The sequence below is a fragment of the Kocuria sp. SM24M-10 genome (genome assembly GCF_001027955.1).
Classification (GTDB): Bacteria; Actinomycetota; Actinomycetes; order Actinomycetales; family Micrococcaceae; genus Kocuria; species Kocuria oceani.
In genome coordinates, this window is sequence record NZ_LDNX01000043.1 from 76529 (window position 1) to 94501 (window position 17973).

Consider the following 17973-nt stretch of genomic DNA (forward strand, 5'->3'; position numbering starts at 1 on the left):
GCCCCACCGGGTCAGGGGATGACGCGCTCGGCCCGGTAGCGGTCGAACAGGCGGGTGAAGCAGTCCTGGGTGCGGCGGTACACCGTGAATCCGGCCGGCCGGCTCTTGGACATGTCCGCGACGACCTCGATCGGCCGGCCCAGGTCCGCGTCCGTGTGCCACCACGAGGCCACCCGCGCGAGGTCGGGCTCGACCAGCCCGTGCTGCTCGGCGATCCGCGCCCAGAGGTCCTCGGTGCCGCGCATCTGCTCCTCGAGGGGCCGCGGGGCGTCCCGGAAGCCCTCCCACTCCAGCCCGAACCACGCCGCGAGCGCCGGCGGGTGCGGCCTGCCGGGCGGGTGGGCGCGTCAGCCGGTGAGCGCCCGGGCGCGCGCCTCGGACGGGGAGACGCCGTAGGCGGCCTTGTACACGCGGGAGAAGTGGGCGGCGTCGGGAAACCCCCAGCGGGCGGCGATCCGCCCGACGGGCACCCCGACGCTCACGGGGTCCTCGAGGGCCCGCCGGCACCGCTCCAGCCGGCGGGTGCGGACCCACGCGGAGACAGTGGTGCCCTCCTCGTGGAAGAGCTGGTGGAGCCGCCGGACCGAGATGAAGTGGGCGCGGGCGATGGTCGTGGGATCGAGGTCCGGGCGGGAGAGGTTCGCCTCGACCCAGTCGTGCACCGTGGCGCGCAGCCGGTCCGCCTCGTGGGCCGAGGCCGCCACCTGGTCGTCGAGCTCGAGGTTGAACGAGGTGGTGAGCAGGTCCAGGGCCGAGTTGCCCAGGCGCTGCCCGTTCATGCCGGTCAGGGCGTCCATCCGCTCGGCCATCGAGGCGAGGAAGCTCGAGACCATCCCGTGCACGGCGGTCTCCGACCCGAGCCGGGCCGCCCGCAGCTGCCCGGCCGCCGCCGGGGGCAGGTCGAGCACGCCGTGCGGGAACATGAGCACCAGCGGCCGGGCGTCCTCGGTGAACTCGAGCCGGTAGGGGGCGGAGGTGTCGTAGAGCGCCAGGTCACCCGGCGCCAGCACGCTGCGGCGGCCCGCCTGCTCCACGGAGCAGCGGCCCTCCAGCTGCAGGTTCACCTTGAAGCACCCCTCGCCGTCGGCCGTGCCGGGCACGCGCTCGACGGCGTGGGGGCCGACCCGCATGTGGGTGACGTGCAGGTTCCCGGCGTCCCGCGCCACGAGGCTCGCACGGAAGGTCCGCCGGGCCGTGGTGGTGCACCGCAGCGGCACGAAGGACTGCGAGGCGAGCCGGGTCCAGTCCTGGATCGTCTCGGCCAGCACGGGCTCCGCCGGCGCGGGGCGCGGCGGAAGCGGTGTCGAGGCCATGCGGGAGTCCCCCTCTCCGGAACGGCGGCGGGCCGCACCGGGCCGGCCCGCCGTGACTGCGATCACAACGGTGGTCCCATCCTAGACCGGGCGGCAGACCGGCCGCCGTTCGGAACGGCGCAGCCACACGACCGCCAGGACGGCCACGGCCAGCTCGACGCCGACCACGAGCAGCACTCCGGCTCCGTGGGCGGCGCCTCCTGCGGCGGCCGGCACCGTCCCGGCGGACGGGGTGCCGTGCTGGGCATGACCACCGACGCCGCTCATCAGCGGCAGCAGCAGGACGTGGCCGAGCGCCATGGCCAGGGCCGTCCCCAGAGCCATCCGCACCGTGCCGGCCGCCGGGTGCACGGCCGCCGGACGGACGAGGGCGACCAGGCAGGGGAGGCACAGCACCGCCATGAGGCCCATGAGCACGGACCACCCGCGCCCGTGGGTGCCGCCGAGGGCCATCTGTGCGTGCAGGACCACGGAGACACCGGTCCCCAGGGCGAGCGCGCCCCGGAGGGGGTCGCCCAGCAGGCGCGGCGTCCGGGCCGGCACCGCGACCGCGGCCCCCGCCGCGCTCACCCGTGCTCCGCGGTGCGCTCGGGCTCCACCGTCTGCTCGGGCTGCACCGTCTGCCCGGGCTCCGCGTCCTCCTGCGGGCCGGCCCCCGGCCGGCCGTCCCCGACGGCGCGGCCGGAGCCCACCCCGGCGAACACCGCGGGGCGACGGCGCCTGAGGTACTCGCCCCAGACCAGTCCGAGGACTCCGGTGGCGAGGATGATCGCGGGCATGACGACCGCCAGCAGGCTGGGGCCCTCCGCACCGATGAGGACGTCGAAGTTCACGAGGATGAGCACGAAGACCGTGCCCAGGCCCAGGCCCGAGACGGCGGGGGCGATCCAGCGCACCCAGGCGGAGTGCCCGCCGGGGTCCCGCCGGAAGTGCCCGATGACGGCCAGGGAGGTGAGGGCCAGGAGGAAGATCAGCCCGAAGGCCCCGGCGTTCGTGAGCCAGGTGAACAGCGTCAGCACCGGGAACAGGGGGCCCAGCTCCGAGTTCAGCCCGGCGACGGCGAACACGGCCACGAGCACCACGGCCAGTCCGCTCTGCGTGAGCGAACCGGCCACCGGGGCGTGGTTGCGCCGCCCCACGGCCCCCAGCCGGCGGGGCAGCACGGACTCGCGGCCCAGGGAGAAGAAGTAGCGGGCCACGGCGTTGTGGAAGGCGATCAGCGCGGCGAGCAGGCTGGTGATGAACAGGACCTGGGCGATGTCCGTCAGCAGCACCCCGCCGTGCTCTCCCAGGAACACGAAGACCAGGTCCGGGCCGAGCTCCTGGGAGGCGGCCACGATCTGACCGGGTCCGACCCCCATGGCCAGGGCCCAGGCGGACACGGCATAGAACACCGAGATGATCAGCACCGCGATGAACGTGGCCCTCGGCACGGAACGGGCAGGGTCCTTGACCTCCTCGCTGTAGATCGCGCCGGACTCGAAGCCCATGAACGCCGCGATCCCGAAGGCCAGCAACGCCCCGATGCCCGGAGCGAGGAACTCGGAGGGCGTCAGCGGCTGCGCGCTGATCCCCTCGGGGGCCACCGTGAGGGAGACGACGTCGACGACGATCACCACCAGGAACTCCAGGGCCACCAGGACGGCGATCACCTTCGCGGAGAGGTCCACCCTGCTGACCCCGAGCACACCGACCAGCACGAGCCCGGCCAGGGCGGCCGCCCACCAGGGCAGGGTCAGGCCCAGCCGGGCCTCCAGGAAGGAGGACAGGGCGAAGCCGAAGAGCCCGTAGAGCCCGATCTGCATGGCGTTGTAGCTGACCAGCGCCAGCCAGGACGCGCCGATGCCCTGACGCCGGCCCAGGCCGTCGGCGATGTAGGCGTAGAAGGCGCCGGCGTTGGTGATCCGGGCGGACATCGCCCCGTACCCCACCGCGAACACGGCCAGCAGCACCCCCAGCAGGACATAGGCCAGGGGCACCCCCGTCAGGCCGGCGACGGCGTAGGTCGTCGGAACACCACCGGCGAGCACGGTCAGCGGGGCCGAGGCGGCGATGATGAGGAAGACCAGGGCGGGGACGGTGAGCGTCCGACGGTCCAGGCCCCCGTGCTCGCTGAGGTGGCCCTGTGCTGGTGCCCCGCCGGAGGCGTGCAGGTTTCCGGACGATGTGGTGCTGGTGCTCATGGTTCAGCCCTCGCAGTGGCAGTCGTGGGACGGGTGGTCGCCGGTGCCGGTGACGGCATGGGCGCTTTCCGTGGCAGGGACCGGATCGGCGTGGCCGACCTCGGTGCCGCAGCAGCGTCCGCCGGCGGTGGACCAGTCGGGCAGGTCCAGGGCCGGGTTGCGGTCGAGGAAGCCGTAGGGCTTGAACCAGAAGCCGTAGTAGTCCACCGGCATGACCGGCCAGTCCTCGGTGCGCGGGATGTGGGTGGGGCCGAAGGTGTGCCACAGCACCACGTCGGTGTTCTCCAGAGGCCGGTCCTGGGCGACCCAGTCGGCGATGCCGCCCCCGGCGTGCTGGTTGGGGAAGTCCCCGGCCGGGAACCTCTCCTCGGCGTCGAAGGCGGTGACCCACAGGTGGTGGGTGGCGAACGCCGCGCGCCGGCGCGCCGAGGAGCCCTCGGCGGCCAGCAGCCGCGGACCGGGCATGGGGATCAGGTGGTAGGCGGTGGGCTCTCCCACGTGGTTGCGGCGGTTCGGGTTGGTGACGAACCACTTCCGCCCGGTCTCGGTGTTCGCGTCCCGGATCCCCTCGGACTCCCGGGTCACATCGGTGCGCGACCACGTGAAGGCGTTGCCGTAGGGGTTGTCCTCCCCCATCGGCAGGGCCACGAGGTTCTCCTCCTGCACGGTGTTCCCCGTGCCGTCGACGGCGACGTCCAGACGGGCGCAGAAGAGGTGCTGGTGCACCGGGGCCTGCACGCCCGGGGCGACCTCGGCGGCGTGCCGGTTGGGCCGGCCGGGCTCGCACGCCCCGGCGAAGACGATGCCGGTGGCCTTGGCCTCCACCTGGATCGAGCCGTCGAGGTAGAAGTACCAGAAGAAGCCGTACTCGTAGTTGCCGATCGTGGCGAAGTAGCTGATCACCAGCCGGCGGGAGCGGCGCACCTGCGGGGCCTCCCCCGGTTCGGTGTGCTTCCACAGGATCCCGTAGTCCTCCTCGTGCATGCACACGGCGTGCGGGATCTCCATCGGGTGGCCCTCGTCGTCGGCCACGAACGCGTCGAAGTACCGGATCACCCCCAGGCAGTCGCAGCCCAGCTTCAGGGAGTTGGCGTTCTTGCCCAGCAGGTACTCCCCGGCGTCGAAGTAGCTGATCCAGAAGCGGGTGTTCGTGGTGTCGCCGTAGGGAACCACCATCTCCGGCACGGAACCGCGGTGGAGCACCGAGCGGTCCTCGGGCTCCTCGCCGGTGTCGTCGCGGAACGTGACCTGGTTGAGCACCAGTCCTTCCTGGGCGTTGAAGCCGATGCGGAGCTTCCAGTTCTCCCACGTCACGTGGGAGCCCTCCACCTGGAAGGACGGGCCCTCCGGCTGGACGATGTCCAGCGGCTTGAGCGAGGTGCGGGCCGGGCCCACGTGCTCGGGGGTGTAGTTGGCGTCGGCCATGGGCACCGGCACGTCGCCCTCGTCCTCCAACCGGACGACCTCCCCGGCCGTGAGGTCCACGTGCGCGATCAGGCCCTCCACCGGGTGCCCCCACGGGTTGTCCCCCTCGAAGCGGCGGTGGAAGGTCAGCGAGCGGATCACCCGCTTGCCCGTCTCGTCCTCCCGCGGGAAGAAGCCCGGAGCCATGGGGGCCACGAACGTGTGGGTCGTGTCCTCGATGCCGCGGCGGGACATGGCCTCCTGCCAGCGCGGATCCGCCTTCACGATCTCCGCCGCCCGGTCGTACTCCTCGAACAGGTACTGCGCCTGCCCGTAGGGGTGCTCCCCCGTGGGCAGGGTCTCCACCGAGCGGACCTGCCCGGCCGTCACGGACACGACCGCCCGGCGGGTGCGGCCGGTGCCCGTGTCCAGGAGGGTGACGTCCACCGAGCGGTCGAAGTCGTCCGCGCCCTCCCGGTGGCCGAGCACCACGGACTTGGGCGGCTCCACGGGCAGCACCCGCGGGAACCGGGTGTCCGGCCCCAGCAGGCCGGCGGCCTCGAGGATGCTGCGGGCGGCGTTGATCTCCGCCGGGGTGAGCATGTCGAGCGGGTGGGTGACCCCGAGCGCGGACGGCGGGGTGGCGAGCGTGGTCTCCTGCATGGCGGATCTCCTCGGGTGGTCCGGAAGCGGGCGCGGCGGGCCCTGCGGATCGGTGCGGGCCGGAACCCGTTGACGATCAGTGTGGGGCAGGTCACGGCGGCGCGGACCGGATCCGGCACCGGGGTGCACCCGCTGGCAACCGGCCTGCGCTGTGGGTCAAGACCGGCCCCCGCACGCCCGGTCGCATAGCGTGGACCGCGGAAGGGACCAGCGACGGGAACGGGACAGGCGGGCGACGTGACGAGATCCGAGGACGAGGAGCGGGCCCCGGGGACGGGCTCCACCGGCGCGGCCGCGCGGGAGGCGGAGCAGCTGGGCCTGGCCGAGGGGCTCGCCCGGCGGCTCGACCGGCCGATGGGCATCCTGGGGGTGCTCTTCCTGTTCGTGGTGCTCGGCCAGCTGCTCGCGGAGGACCCCGGCCTGCTGGCCTTCCTCAACGTGGTCGGGTGGCTGTTCTGGGCGGTCTTCGTGAGCGAGTTCCTGCTGCGCGCCTACGTCGCCCGGTTCTCGGCGGCGTTCTGGAAGCGCAACTGGTGGCAGGTGCTCTTCCTCCTGCTCCCCTTCCTGCGCTTCTTCCGGGCGCTGCAGGCGGCCCGGCTGATCCGGCTCACCCGCCTGACCCGGGCCGGCAGCGTGCTCTCGGCCGGGGTCCGCGGCTCCCGCTCCGCCGGGCGGCTGCTGTCCAGCAGGATCGGCTGGCTCGCGGCGCTGACCGGCGTCGTCGTCCTGGTCTCGAGCCAGCTGCTCTACGTCCTGGGCGCCTACCCGGACTACGGGCCGGCGCTCTCCGACGCCGCGATGTCCACGATCACGGGGCGGGAGCTCGGGGCGCAGGGCGGCTTCCCCCGGGTCCTGGAGGTCGTGCTGGCGGTGTACTCGGTGGGCGTCTTCGCGACCCTGGCCGGCTCCGTGGGGGCCTACTTCCTGCGGGACGGCAACGCCCCCCGGCAGGCCGCGGCCTATCCCCGGGACGAGCCCGCCGGGTAGGATCGGTCCCGACCGAACAGATCAGCAGGCTGACGGTCCCGTCGACGGCGGCGACCCCGGCCCTGAGAAGGAGGATCGATGAAGGCTCTGACATGGCAGGGAAAGCGCTCGGTGAGCGTGGAGGAGGTTCCGGACCCGAGGATCCAGGAGCCCACGGACGCGATCGTGCGGATCACCTCGTCGGGCATCTGCGGCTCGGACCTGCACCTGTACGAGGTGCTGGGCCCGTTCATGGACAAGGGCGACGTGGTCGGCCACGAGCCCATGGGCATCGTGGAGGAGGTCGGCTCCGCGGTCACGGACCTCAAGCCCGGTGACCGCGTGGTGATCCCGTTCAACATCTCCTGCGGGCACTGCTTCATGTGCCGACACGGCCTGCAGTCCCAGTGCGAGACCACCCAGGTCCGCGAGTACAACAGCGGGTGCGCCATCTACGGCTACTCCCGCATGTACGGGTCCGTGCCCGGCGGTCAGGCGGAGTACCTGCGGGTGCCGCACGCCGACTACGGGCCCATCAAGGTCCCGGACACCGGTGAGGACGAGCGCTACCTGTACCTCTCCGACGTGGTGCCCACCGCGTGGCAGGCCGTGCAGTACGCCGCGCCCCCGGAGGGCGGCTCCCTGGCCGTGCTCGGGCTGGGCCCGATCGGCCAGATGTCGGCGCGGATCGGCCGGCACCTGGGCTACCGCGTGATCGCGGTGGACCCCGTCGCGGAGCGCCGCGCCATGGCCGAGCGCCACGGGGTGGAGACGCTGGACTCGCACCCGGGGGTGGCCGACGAGCTGCGCGAGAGCACGGACGGCCGCGGACCCGACGCCGTGGTGGACGCGGTCGGCATGGAGGCCCACGGCTCGCCCGTGGCGGGCCTGGCGCAGCAGGCCGTGGGGCTGCTGCCGGACCCGCTGGCCCGCAAGGCCATGGAGACCGCCGGCAGCGACCGGCTCAACGCCGTCTACACCGCGATCGACGCGGTCCGCCGCGGCGGCACGATCTCGCTCAGCGGCGTGTACGGCGGCTCGAAGAGCCCGCTGCCCCTGCTGACGATGTTCGACAAGCAGCTCCAGTTCCGCATGGGGCAGTGCAACGTGAAGCGGTGGATCGACGACCTGCTCCCGCTGGTGGACGACCCCTCGGACCCGCTGGGCGTCCTGGACCTGAAGACCCACACGGCCTCCCTGGACGAGGCGCCGGAGATGTACGAGAAGTTCCAGAAGAAGCAGGACGGGTGCATCAAGGTGGTGCTGAAGCCGTAGCGCCCCGCGCGCCGTCCCGGTGAGCCCCGGTCCTCGTTCCGAGGGCCGGGGCTCGCTGCGTGCCCGGGCGGTGTCGTGCCCTGCGCCCGTCCGGTCCTGCCCGGCCGGTCCTGCCCGGCCGGTCCTGCTCAGCCGACCGTGATGCGCACCCGGGCCGGCAGCAGCGCGTCGAGATCCCCGTCCAGGGCGAGGGCCGGGGTGGAGGAGCCGAGCGCGGCGTCCGGGACGCCGTGCACCGCCATCCGCAGGGCCAGCTCCGTGGTCAGCCAGGGGGTGGTCCCGTAGCCGGGGTTGCCCTGCGCCTCCAGCACCGCGGGGAAGGTGCTGCCCTGGTGGGTGGTGAAGACGCCACGGGTCGTCCAGGACCAGCCGGTGAGGACGTCCCCCGTCGGGCCGGTGCCCGCCTGCGGCAGCCGCGCCGCCAGGACGCCGGCGAGACGGGCGCGCACCGGGTGCGGCAGGCGGCCGGCGAGCCCGGCCAGGAACTGGACGGCGGTGACCGCCGTGGCCGCGGCGAACCGCCCGGCGCCCGGGAGTCCTCCCGATCGGCCCAGGTCCGCGGCCTCCCGGAACGCGAGGGGGTGCGCGGCGGCCCCCGGCACGGGGCTGAGGGCCTGGGTGCGGTGGACCACCGGCGGGTTGATCGCCGCGAGGGGGCTCATGGGGGCCAGCACCCGGCCGCCGGCGGTCCGGGCGCGCAGGCGCAGCGGGCTGGTGCGGCGCACCGCACCGGGGTCGGCGGCGGTGCCGGTGCCGGGCGCCGGCGCGGGAAGGCGTGCGGCCACGTCCCCCATCCGGGCGGGGTCGGGGTCCCGCAGGACCTCGACGAGGCTCTGCAGGGTCCCGCCCGAGACCGACTCCGAGAACCCTGTCCCCGGTGGGGTGCGCACGGAGGTCACGAGGTCCGCGGTGCGCAGGGTCTCGCCGTGGGCGGCGGCGTGCCGGCGGGCGGCGTCCACGAGCACGTCGGCGGGCAGGGCCTCGAAGCCGGCCGTGTGCACGAGAGCCACCCCGGCGGCCCGCGCGGGCGCGTCCAGGTCACGGTCGGTGCGGTGGGCCAGCTGCGACTCCCCGGTCAGGTCCAGGTAGTGGGCGCCCTCCGCGACGCACGCGGCCAGCACCGGCGGGGCCAGCCGGGTGTAGGGGCCGGCCAGGTTGACCAGGACGTCGCTCCGCCGCACGAACGCGCGCAGGGATCCGGGGTCCGTCACGTCGGCGGGCACGATCTCGGGAACGGGGATCCCGCGCTCGGCGCACAGGGCGCGCACGCGCTCGGGGTCCCGGGCGCCGACGACGACGTCGACCCCCGCCTCGGCCGCCCGCGCCACGAGGTGGGCCAGCGCCACGCGCCCGGTGATGCCGGTGGCCCCGAGCAGGCCCACGACGGGCCGGGGGTTCTGGGTGGAGTCCATCCGGTCACTCTAGGGGACCCTCCGGGACGGACCTCTTCCGAAGCCGGCTCCCAGGTCCGTCTCCTACCCTGGTGGGCAAGGATCCGCGCCCTTCGAGAAAGGTCCTCCCGTGAGCACCTCCCCCGTCCGCGCCCCCGCCGGACCCGTCCGGCCGACCGCCGCGGACCGCACCCGCCAGGTCGTGGTCACGGTCAGCGAGATCGCGTGCGTGCTGGGCACCCTGGTGGGGATCGGCCTGTTCGGCACCCGGGTCGAGGAGTCCTCCGGGGGCAGCCTCGCCGCGGACGCCACCCTGCTCGCCCCGGCGGGCACCGCGTTCTCCATCTGGTCGGTGATCTACCTGGGCCTGTTCGCGTACACCGTCTGGCAGTGGCTGCCCTCGCGCGCCGCGGACCCGCGCGCCCGCGCCACCGGCTGGCTCGCGGCGGTCTCCATGCTCCTCAACGCCGGCTGGCTGCTGGTCACCCAGCAGGGGTGGATCTGGGTCAGCGTCGGCGTCATCGGCGTCCTGGCCCTCGTCCTGGGCCTGCTGGTGCAGCGCCTGGCCGAGCTGCCGGACCCGGGCACCCGGCTGGACCAGCTCGTGGTGGACGGCACCTTCGGGCTGTACCTGGGCTGGGTCGCCGTCGCGACGGCGGCCAACGTCGCGGCCGCCCTCGTCGCCTCGGGCGTGCGCCAGGAGGGGCCGGGCGCCGAGTGGATCGGCGTGGCCGTGGTGCTCGTGCTGGCCGCGGTGCTGGCGTGGATCCAGCACCGGGTCGGCGGGCGCTGGGCCGTGGCCGCCGCCTCGGCGTGGGGCCTGTCCTGGATCGCGGTCGGCCGGGCCCTGGACGAGCCCCAGTCGCTGACCCTGGCCTATGGCGCGGTCCTCGCCGCCGTGCTGGTGGTGCTCGCCACGGCGTTCGCGCGCGGACGCGCCCCGGCACCCGGGGCGGCCCCGCACGCGGCGGGGCGCACGGATCACGGTGCGGCGGCGGTGACCGCGCGGCGCTAGGAGGGCACCCGCACGAGGCTGGGGCGGCACCCGCACGCGACCAGGACGCGGACCGCCCAGGGTCAGGACGCGGACCGCTCCTGGAGGTCCTCCCCGGCCCGCGCCCGCACCACGGCGTCCACGGCGCGGATGAAGCCCAGGTGGCTGAACGCCTGCGGGAAGTTCCCGGCCAGCCGCCCGGTGTCGGGGTCGAACTCCTCGGCGTAGAGGCCCAGGTCGTTGGCGTAGCCGGCCAGCTGCTCCAGCAGCGCCCCGGCGTCGTCCACCCTCCCGCTGCGCGCGTACTGCTCCACGAGCCAGAACGTGCAGATCAGGAACGGGTACTCCCCGCCCTCCAGCCCGTCCAGCCCGGAGGCCGTCCGGTACCGGTGCACCAGCCCGTGCTCGCCGCGCAGGTCCGCCTCGATCCGGGCCACGGTGCCGAGCATCCGCGGGTCGTCGTAGGCCACGAACCCGGTGTGCGGCAGTTGGAGCAGCGAGGCGTCGACCTCGGTGCTGCCGTAGGTCTGGGTGAAGGTGTTCAGCTCCGCGTCGAAACCGCGCTCCATGATCTCGGTGCACAGCTGCTCCCGCAGCTCGCGCCACCGCTGCACCGGCCCGCCGAGCCCGTGCTCCTCCACCGCACGGATGCCCTGGTCGAAGGCGGCCCACATCATGGCCCGGCCGTGCACGAAGAAGGCCGGGTCCCCGCGCATCTCCCAGATGCCGTGACCGGGGCGCTCGAAGTTGCGCTCGCAGAAGCGCAGCAGGTTCTTCTGTAGCTCCCACGAGGACGTGTCCTCCTCGATCCCGGCGTCGCGCAGGGCGGCCAGCGCCAGCATGACCTCGCCCACGACGTCGGCCTGGTACTGGCCCACGGCCCCGTTGCCGATCCGCACCGGGGCCGAGTCCTCGTACCCGGTGAGATGGCCCAGCTCGTTCTCGGCCAGCCGCCGCTCCCCCGCCAGCCCGTACATGATCTGCACCTGGTCGGGGTCCCCGGCCACGGCCCGCAGCAGCCAGTTGCGCCAGTGCAGCGCGCCGTCGGTGAAGTCGTGGGCGACGAGCACCTCGATGGTCAGGGCCGCGTCGCGCAGCCAGGTGTAGCGGTAGTCCCAGTTGCGCACTCCCCCGAACTCCTCCGGCAGGGAGGTGGTGGGGGCGGCCACGATCCCGCCGGTGCCCCGGTGGGTGAGCGCCCGCAGCACGAGCAGGGAGCGCAGCACGGCCTGCTCGTGGCGCTTGTGCGTGCTCACGTGCGAGGACCACTCGGTCCAGAACGTGACGGCCTGGTCCAGGGCCCGGGCGGGGTCCACCGCCCGGGGCAGCGGGTGGTGGGACTCGTACCAGGTCAGCGCCCAGTCCAGGGACTCCCCGGCGGAGAGCGCGAAGCGCCCGGCCAGCCGGTCGGAGACCCCTCCCGCGTCGTCGTCGGGCCGGCCGGGCTCCTCCGGTGCCGCATCCTGCGGCGGCTCGGCCGGCGCGGCCCCGTGGGCGTGCAGCATGGGCCCGGTCAGCAGCAGGGCGTCGGGGCCGGCGATCGAGAGCAGCCCGCACGTGCCGTCCGCGTCCACCTCGACCCGGCGGGTCCAGGGTAGGGCGCGGTTGTAGTCGAAGCGGATCCGCAGGTCGTGCTCCACCTCCACCGTCCCGGCGGTGCACTCGACCCGGCGCACCAGGTCGGCGTGGTCGGGGTGGCCCTCCGACCCGCCCGGGGGCAGGAAGTCGGTGACCACGGCGGTGCCGGTGGGGGTGCGCCACGTGGTCTCGAGCACGAAGGTGCGGGGCAGGTAGCGGCGGGAGACGACCTCGCCGCCGACGGCGGAGAGCTTCCACCGCCCGTCCTCGGGGCCGCCGAGCAGGGCGGCGAAGACCGACGGGGAGTCGAACCGGGGGAAGCACAGCCAGTCGATGCTGCCCTCGCGGGACACCAGCGGACCGGTGTGCAGATCGGAGAGGAGGGCGTAGTCCTCCAGGGGCGTGGACGGGGGCCGCGGGGGTTCGTCGCTCATGGGCCCATTCAACCAGCCGGGGCGCTCCGGCCCCCCGACACGGCCAGGTCGTGGGCGAGCACGGCGAGCTCGAGCAGCAGCCGGCCCCGCGGCTCCTGCGGGCTGCACCCGGTCAGCTCCACGAGCCGGCGGCTGCGGTAGATCACGGTGTTGCGGTGGCAGAACAGCTCCTCGGCCGCGGACGTCGGCGAGCCGCTGTGCCGCAGGAGCGCGCGCAGGGTGTCCAGCAGCGTGGTGCGCTGGTGGGCCGGCAGGGCGAGCACCGGGGCCAGGACCTGCTCGACGATCATCGAGCCCACCTCCGGGCTCGTCTCGAGCAGCAGCTCCGGCAGGCGGGCCGAGGCCCACACGAGCCGCCGCGCCCCCACCGGCAGGGTCGCGGCGGCCCGGGCGGCCAGCCGGAAGGCGGCCGCGGTGTCCGCCATGCCCTGCCGGGCGAGGGCCACCCCCACCCGGCCCTCGACGGCCGGGCGCAGCAGGTCGCTCAGCCACGCCTCGTCGGCGCCCTGCATGGCGACCACCCCGTAGAGGGCGCCGTCGCGCACGCCCCAGCGGGAGGTCCCGCCCATCCGCTCCACCCGGTCCTCGGGGTGGTGCAGGGGCTCGCTGTGCGGGTCCTCCACGACGGCGACGACGCAGGCGACCGGGGCGTCGGCGCGGATCCCGAGGATCTGCTCGGCCTGGCCGGCGAACTCCGGGTCGGCGGCGCGGCCCTCGAGCAGGCCCGCCAGGTAGTTCTCCTGCCGGCGCAGGTCCCGCAGCTCCTGCCGGGCGGTCTCGCGCCGGTAGGCCTCGCTCATGACCTCGCTCTGCACCCCCAGGTCGTGCCACAGCCGGCGGCCGGCGGTGACGAGCTCCTCGGCGGTGATCTCGGCCCGGCCGTCCCGCACCCGGTCGGTCATCGCCTCCCAGAGCAGCAGGTTGCCGGTGGTGTAGGCGGACAGCACCGCCTCCAGCGGAACACCCTGGCGGGCCCGCTCGATGCCCGTGTCCCGCCACACGTCGACCGCGCGGGCCGTGCCGCCGTCGTCGTCCGCGCGCCCGGCGAGGATGCGCAGGCCCCGGCCGACGTGCTCGCGGGTGCTCCGGCGCAGCAGCGCCTGCAGCTCCGGGGTGGACCAGCCGCCACCGGCCGGGCCCTTCCCGAGCAGCACCGCGGTGATCCCGTCGGCGATCCGGTCGGCGTCCGCCAGCATCCCGGTCCAGGCCCGGCGGAGCCGGTCCTGCTCGCCGGGCCGCGCCGGCTCCTGCGCCGTGTCCTGCGCCTCGCTGTGCTCCATTCCTCCACGATCGCACGCGGTGCACAGTCCGGACCGCAGAACGGCCGCTGCTGCACAAGGATCTTCGTGCACCGCGCCCATGTACCCGCTGTGACGCGAGGCACAGGATGGTGGCGAGCGCCGATGCCCGCCCGAGCCCAGGAGCACCCCATGACCCAGACCGCGACCGCACCCAGGACCTCCGTGCTGGAGGACCACGACATCTACCGGCTCGACGCCCGCCTCACCGCCGAGGAGCGCGCGATCCGCGACAGGGTGCGCGCCTTCGTCGACGCGGAGGTCCGCCCCGTCATCAACGACTACTGGGAGCGCGCGGAGTTCCCCTTCGAGCTCGTCCCGAAGCTCGCCGAGCTCGGCGTGGCCGGCACGGTCATCGAGGGCCACGGCTGCCCGGGGATGAGCCGGATGGCCGGGGCCCAGGTGTCCCTGGAGCTGGCCCGCGGGGACGGCTCGATCAACACGTTCTTCGGCGTGCACTCCGGCCTGGCGATGGGCTCGATCAACACCCTCGGCTCGGAGGAGCAGAAGCAGCGGTGGCTGCCGGCCATGGCCCGCCTCGAGCGGATCGGCGCGTTCGCGCTCACCGAGCCGGAGCACGGCTCGGACTCCGTGGCCCTCGAGACCAGCGCCCGCCGCGAGGGCGACACCTGGGTGCTCGACGGGGCGAAGCGCTGGATCGGCAACGCCTCCTACGCCCACGTCGTGGTCATCTACGCCCGGGACGTCGAGGACGGCCAGGTCAAGGCCTTCGTGCTCGAACGCGAACCGGACGCGGAGTTCCCCGCCGGGTTCCGCCCCACCGTGATCACCGGCAAGATCGGCAAGCGCGCGATCCTGCAGCCGGACATCGTCATCGAGGACCTGCGCGTTCCCGAGGCGAACCGTCTGCAGCGCTGCGACTCCTTCAAGGACGTCAACAAGGTCCTCAACGCCACCCGCGGCGGGGTGGCCTGGGAGGCCCTCGGCCACGCGATCGCCGCCTACGAGATCGCCGTCCGCTACGCCGGCGAGCGCAAGCAGTTCGGCCGGTCGATCGGCAGCTACCAGCTCGTTCAGAACAACCTGGCCAACATGCTCGCCGAGACCACGGCGATCAAGCTGATCTGCTTCCGGCTCGTCGAGCTCCAGGACGAGGGCGCCCTCACCGGCCCCATGGCCTCCCTGGCCAAGCTCACGGCGGCCAAGAAGGCCCGCTGGGTCGTCTCCACCGCCCGCGACGTCCTGGGCGGCAACGGGCTCCTGCTCGAGAACGACGTCGCCCGCCACCTCACCGACATGGAGGTGGTCTACACCTACGAGGGCACCGACTCCATGCAGTCCCTCATCGTCGGCCGCGCGATCACCGGCGTCTCGGCCTTCGCCTGAGCGCCGCCGCCCCCCTCACCCCACCGGAAGGAACCCCGTGCCCGAAGCAGTCATCGTCTCCGCCGTCCGCTCCCCCATCGGGCGCGCCCGCAAGGGCTCCCTGCGCGAGATGCGCGCCGACGACATGGCGGCCCAGATGGTCCGCGCCGCCCTCGCCGAGGTGCCCGAGTTCGACCCCTCGGAGATCGACGACCTGATCCTGGGCTGCGGCGTCCCCGAGGGCGAGTCCGGACAGAACCTCGGCCGTCTCGTGGCCGTCCGCGCCGGGCTCGACGAGGTCCCGGGGACCACGATCACCCGTTTCTGCTCGTCCAGCCTGCAGACCACCCGCATGGCCATGCACGCGATCCGGGCCGGTGAGGGCAGCGTGTTCCTCTCGGCCGGGGTGGAGGCCACGAGCCGCCTCGGCCGGGGCCGCTCCGACGAGGACACCCGCAACCCGTGGTTCCGGCAGGCGTGGGAGCGCTCGGACCGGCGCGCCGCGGGCGGCGCCGGGACGTGGCAGGACCCCCGGGACGACGGCGAGGTGCCGGACATCTACATCGCCATGGGCCAGACCGCGGAGAACGTCGCCCAGCTGCGCGGCGTGTCCCGGGAGGCGCAGGACGCCTACGCGGTGCGCTCGCAGCACCGCGCGGAGCAGGCCCGGGACAGCGGCTTCTGGGACCGGGAGATCGCCCCCCTCACCCTCCCGGACGGCACGCTCGTGACGCGCGACGACAGCCCCCGCGCCGGCACCACGCTCGAGGCGGTCGCCCAGCTGAACCCGGTGTTCCGGCCCGACGGGACGGTCACCGCCGGCAACGCGTGCCCCATGAACGACGGCGCGGCGGCGCTGGTGATCATGAGCGACACCCGGGCCAAGGAGCTGGGGCTCACCCCGCTCGCCCGGATCGTCTCGACGGGGCTGTCCGCCCTCTCGCCCGAGATCATGGGCCTGGGCCCGGTCGAGGCGTCCCGGCAGGCGCTGGCCCGGGCGGGGATGAGCATCGACGACGTGGACCTCGTGGAGCTCAACGAGGCCTTCGCGGCCCAGGTGCTGCCCTCCGCCGAGGACCTCGGCATTCCCGAGGACAAGCTCAACGTCAACGGCGGGGCCATCGCGCTGGGCCACCCGTGGGGCATGACCGGCGCCCGGATCACCACCACGCTGCTGAACGGCCTGCGCCAGCACGACCGGCAGATCGGCCTGGAGACGATGTGCGTGGGCGGCGGCCAGGGCATGGCGATGATCGTGGAGCGACTCTCGTGAGCGGGACGGCCGGCTGCCGGCGCTTCGAGGAGCGGGTCGCCGTGGTCACCGGCGCGAGCCGGGGCATCGGCCTCGGCATCGCGGAGCGTCTCGTGGCCGAGGGCGCCCGGGTCTGCCTGACCGCCCGGAAGCCCGAGGAGCTGGCCCTCGAGCTGGCCCCGCAGGTGCGGGTCAACGCGGTGGCGCCGGCGATCGTGCGCACCCGGTTCGCGGCGGCGCTGCTGGCCGGGGGCGAGGAGCAGGTCGCCGCGGGCTATCCCCTCGGCCGGATCGGCACCCCCGAAGACGTCGCCGCCGCCACCGCCTTCCTGCTCTCCGAGGACGCGTCCTGGATCACCGGGCGCACCCTCGTGCTCGACGGCGGATCGGGCCTCAACGGCCCGCTCTGAGCGCCCGCACCGCGCCGATCGACCACCGCGGTCGTCCGGCCGGACCACCCCGCCGGACCACCATGCCGGACCCACCCGCCGGACTCAACCGACGGACCCACCCGACCGGCACGTCCGGCCGACTCCAGGAGGACCCATGACCACGCACCAGCGCACCGCCGTCGTCACCGGCGCGGCCCGCGGCATCGGCGCCGCGCTCGCACAGCGGCTCGCCGCCGACGGGATGGCCGTCGCCGCCGTCGACCTCTCCGCCGAGGCGTGCTCCGACGTCGTCGAGGCCATCACCTCGGCCGGGGGCACGGCCCGGGCCTACGCCGCGGACGTCGCCGACGAGGCGTCCGTCGCCGGGCTCGTCGAGGCCGTGGCCGCCGAGCTCGGCCCGCCCACCGTGCTCGTCAACAACGCCGGCGTGCTGCGGGACAACCTGCTGTTCCGGATGAGCGCCGACGACTGGGACACGGTGATGAACGTGCACCTGCGCGGGCACTTCCTCATGTCCCGCGCCGTGCAGGCGCACATGACGGAGCAGGGCTGGGGGCGGATCGTCAACATCTCCTCGACCTCGGCCCTGGGCAACCGCGGGCAGGCCAACTACGCGGCCGCCAAGGCCGGCATCCAGGGCTTCACGAAGACCCTCGCGATCGAGCTCGGGAAGTTCGGCGTCACCGTCAACGCGATCGCCCCGGGGCTGATCGAGACCGCGATGACGCGGACCACCGCGGAGCGGATGGGCGTGCCCTACGAGCAGTTCGTCGAGAAGGCCGCCCAGCAGATCCCGGTGGCCCGGACGGGCACCCCCGAGGACATCGCCGCGGCGGCGTCCTTCTTCGCCCGCGAGGACGCGTCCTTCGTCTCCGGGCAGGTGCTCTACGTCGCCGGCGGGCCCCGCGCCTGACGACCGGCCCCCGGCCGCAGCGGCACCGACCACCGCGGCACCGGTCCCAGGCCGTGCCACCGGCAGACCGTCCAGACGACACACTGTCCAGACAGCAGGAGAGAGCAGATGCAGACCTACACCGGGATCGACGAGTACGCCGCGGCGCTCGGCACGCACCTGGGCCACAGCCCGTGGCGGACCGTCACGCAGGAGCAGGTGGACCTCTTCGCCGACGCCACCGACGACCACCAGTGGATCCACACCGACCCGGAGCGGGCCCGGTCCGGGCCCTTCGGCGGACCGATCGCGCACGGATACCTCACCCTCTCGCTGGTGCCGGCGTTCCTGCGCGAGATCTACCGGGTGGAGGGCCTGTCCATGGTGGTCAACTACGGCTCCGACACGGTCCGATTCCCCCGCCCGGTGCCCGTGGGCTGCCGGGTCCGCGCGGGCGCGGAGCTGATCGGCCTCGAGCGCGGCCCCCAGGGAGCGCGGGCCACCGTGCGGGTCACGGTCGAGGTCGAGGACTCCGACCGGCCCGCCTGCGTGGCGGAGATCGTCTCGCTGCTGCGCCCGTGACCGATCCCTCGACCGACGTCAGGAGCAGCC

15 protein-coding genes and 1 pseudogene are annotated in these 17973 nt (G+C 74.1%); 8 read left to right on the forward strand and 8 right to left on the reverse strand.

All coding sequences use genetic code 11. The annotated features are described in order from the left end of the window. Positions 1-11 precede the first annotated feature (11 nt). The 5 genes and pseudogenes from ABL57_RS04885 to ABL57_RS04905 form a co-directional block, all read right to left on the reverse strand. Positions 12-317, reverse strand: a pseudogene (locus tag ABL57_RS04885) (NAD-dependent dehydratase); the annotation flags it as partial. Positions 318-347: 30 nt separating this feature from the next. Then, the gene (locus ABL57_RS04890; protein ID WP_047802318.1) at positions 348-1313 is read right to left on the reverse strand and encodes a helix-turn-helix domain-containing protein; all 966 of its coding nucleotides are present in this window, start codon (positions 1311-1313) and stop codon (positions 348-350) included. Positions 1314-1394: 81 nt separating this feature from the next. Further along, a complete protein-coding gene (locus ABL57_RS04895; RefSeq protein WP_047802319.1) occupies positions 1395-1883 on the reverse strand; it encodes a hypothetical protein in 489 nt (162 codons plus the stop codon). Continuing rightward, positions 1880-3496 (reverse strand): APC family permease, encoded by a 1617-nt coding sequence (locus ABL57_RS04900; RefSeq protein WP_082157233.1) that lies wholly within the window; start codon positions 3494-3496, stop codon positions 1880-1882. Before ABL57_RS04900 ends, ABL57_RS04895 begins: the two co-directional genes overlap by 4 nt. Before the next feature lie 3 nt (positions 3497-3499). Further along, positions 3500-5563, reverse strand: a complete 2064-nt coding sequence (locus ABL57_RS04905) for a primary-amine oxidase (RefSeq protein ID WP_082157234.1) — start codon at positions 5561-5563, stop codon at positions 3500-3502. Between the two features lie 237 nt (positions 5564-5800). Here ABL57_RS04905 and ABL57_RS04910 point away from each other — a divergent pair, with 237 nt between their 5' ends. Both ABL57_RS04910 and ABL57_RS04915 read left to right on the forward strand, forming a co-directional pair. Continuing rightward, entirely contained in the window at positions 5801-6550 is a 750-nt protein-coding gene (locus ABL57_RS04910; protein ID WP_238985979.1) for a hypothetical protein, read from the forward strand. A gap of 78 nt (positions 6551-6628) precedes the next feature. After that, complete coding sequence (locus ABL57_RS04915) at positions 6629-7804, forward strand: zinc-dependent alcohol dehydrogenase (protein ID WP_047802320.1); 1176 nt, start codon at positions 6629-6631, stop codon at positions 7802-7804. A gap of 128 nt (positions 7805-7932) precedes the next feature. Here ABL57_RS04915 and ABL57_RS04920 read toward each other — a convergent pair whose 3' ends face one another. After that, complete coding sequence (locus ABL57_RS04920; RefSeq protein ID WP_047802321.1) at positions 7933-9216, reverse strand: saccharopine dehydrogenase NADP-binding domain-containing protein; 1284 nt, start codon at positions 9214-9216, stop codon at positions 7933-7935. 109 nt (positions 9217-9325) lie between these two features. Between ABL57_RS04920 and ABL57_RS04925 the strand changes: the two genes are divergently transcribed. After that, positions 9326-10210, forward strand: a complete 885-nt coding sequence (locus ABL57_RS04925; RefSeq protein WP_047802322.1) for a tryptophan-rich sensory protein — start codon at positions 9326-9328, stop codon at positions 10208-10210. 62 nt (positions 10211-10272) lie between these two features. On the opposite strand, the gene ABL57_RS04930 is transcribed toward ABL57_RS04925, so the two are convergent. Continuing rightward, the gene (locus ABL57_RS04930; protein ID WP_047802323.1) at positions 10273-12201 is read right to left on the reverse strand and encodes a glycoside hydrolase family 15 protein; all 1929 of its coding nucleotides are present in this window, start codon (positions 12199-12201) and stop codon (positions 10273-10275) included. An 8-nt stretch (positions 12202-12209) separates the two neighbouring features. Continuing rightward, positions 12210-13481, reverse strand: coding sequence for a CdaR family transcriptional regulator (locus tag ABL57_RS04935; protein ID WP_047802324.1), 1272 nt, complete (start codon positions 13479-13481; stop codon positions 12210-12212). A gap of 150 nt (positions 13482-13631) precedes the next feature. Here ABL57_RS04935 and ABL57_RS04940 point away from each other — a divergent pair, with 150 nt between their 5' ends. The 5 genes from ABL57_RS04940 to ABL57_RS04960 all read left to right on the forward strand — a co-directional run bounded on the left by ABL57_RS04940 (position 13632) and on the right by ABL57_RS04960 (position 17943). Beyond that, positions 13632-14846, forward strand: coding sequence for an acyl-CoA dehydrogenase family protein (locus tag ABL57_RS04940; protein WP_047802325.1), 1215 nt, complete (start codon positions 13632-13634; stop codon positions 14844-14846). Positions 14847-14883: 37 nt separating this feature from the next. Beyond that, positions 14884-16098, forward strand: coding sequence for an acetyl-CoA C-acetyltransferase (locus tag ABL57_RS04945; RefSeq protein ID WP_047802326.1), 1215 nt, complete (start codon positions 14884-14886; stop codon positions 16096-16098). Continuing rightward, positions 16095-16487, forward strand: coding sequence for an SDR family oxidoreductase (locus ABL57_RS04950; RefSeq protein ID WP_053004750.1), 393 nt, complete (start codon positions 16095-16097; stop codon positions 16485-16487). The genes ABL57_RS04945 and ABL57_RS04950 overlap by 4 nt, the downstream gene beginning before the upstream one ends. A gap of 136 nt (positions 16488-16623) precedes the next feature. Beyond that, on the forward strand, positions 16624-17382 hold the full coding sequence (fabG, locus tag ABL57_RS04955) for a 3-oxoacyl-ACP reductase FabG (protein WP_047802327.1): 759 nt from the start codon (positions 16624-16626) through the stop codon (positions 17380-17382). 108 nt (positions 17383-17490) lie between these two features. Further along, entirely contained in the window at positions 17491-17943 is a 453-nt protein-coding gene (locus tag ABL57_RS04960; protein WP_047802328.1) for a MaoC family dehydratase, read from the forward strand. The last annotated feature ends 30 nt before the right edge of the window (positions 17944-17973 follow it).

Bases quoted from the DNA above. Each gene is read 5' to 3' on its own strand.
- ABL57_RS04890 (WP_047802318.1), bottom strand. From the start codon at position 1,313: ATGGCCTCGACACCGCTTCCGCCGCGCCCCGCGCCGGCGGAGCCCGTG.
- ABL57_RS04900 (WP_082157233.1), bottom strand. From the start codon at position 3,496: ATGAGCACCAGCACCACATCGTCCGGAAACCTGCACGCCTCCGGCGGG.
- ABL57_RS04905 (WP_082157234.1), bottom strand. From the start codon at position 5,563: ATGCAGGAGACCACGCTCGCCACCCCGCCGTCCGCGCTCGGGGTCACC.
- ABL57_RS04915 (WP_047802320.1), top strand. From the start codon at position 6,629: ATGAAGGCTCTGACATGGCAGGGAAAGCGCTCGGTGAGCGTGGAGGAG.
- ABL57_RS04920 (WP_047802321.1), bottom strand. From the start codon at position 9,216: ATGGACTCCACCCAGAACCCCCGGCCCGTCGTGGGCCTGCTCGGGGCC.
- ABL57_RS04930 (WP_047802323.1), bottom strand. From the start codon at position 12,201: ATGAGCGACGAACCCCCGCGGCCCCCGTCCACGCCCCTGGAGGACTAC.
- ABL57_RS04935 (WP_047802324.1), bottom strand. From the start codon at position 13,481: ATGGAGCACAGCGAGGCGCAGGACACGGCGCAGGAGCCGGCGCGGCCC.
- ABL57_RS04940 (WP_047802325.1), top strand. From the start codon at position 13,632: ATGACCCAGACCGCGACCGCACCCAGGACCTCCGTGCTGGAGGACCAC.
- fabG (WP_047802327.1), top strand. From the start codon at position 16,624: ATGACCACGCACCAGCGCACCGCCGTCGTCACCGGCGCGGCCCGCGGC.
- ABL57_RS04960 (WP_047802328.1), top strand. From the start codon at position 17,491: ATGCAGACCTACACCGGGATCGACGAGTACGCCGCGGCGCTCGGCACG.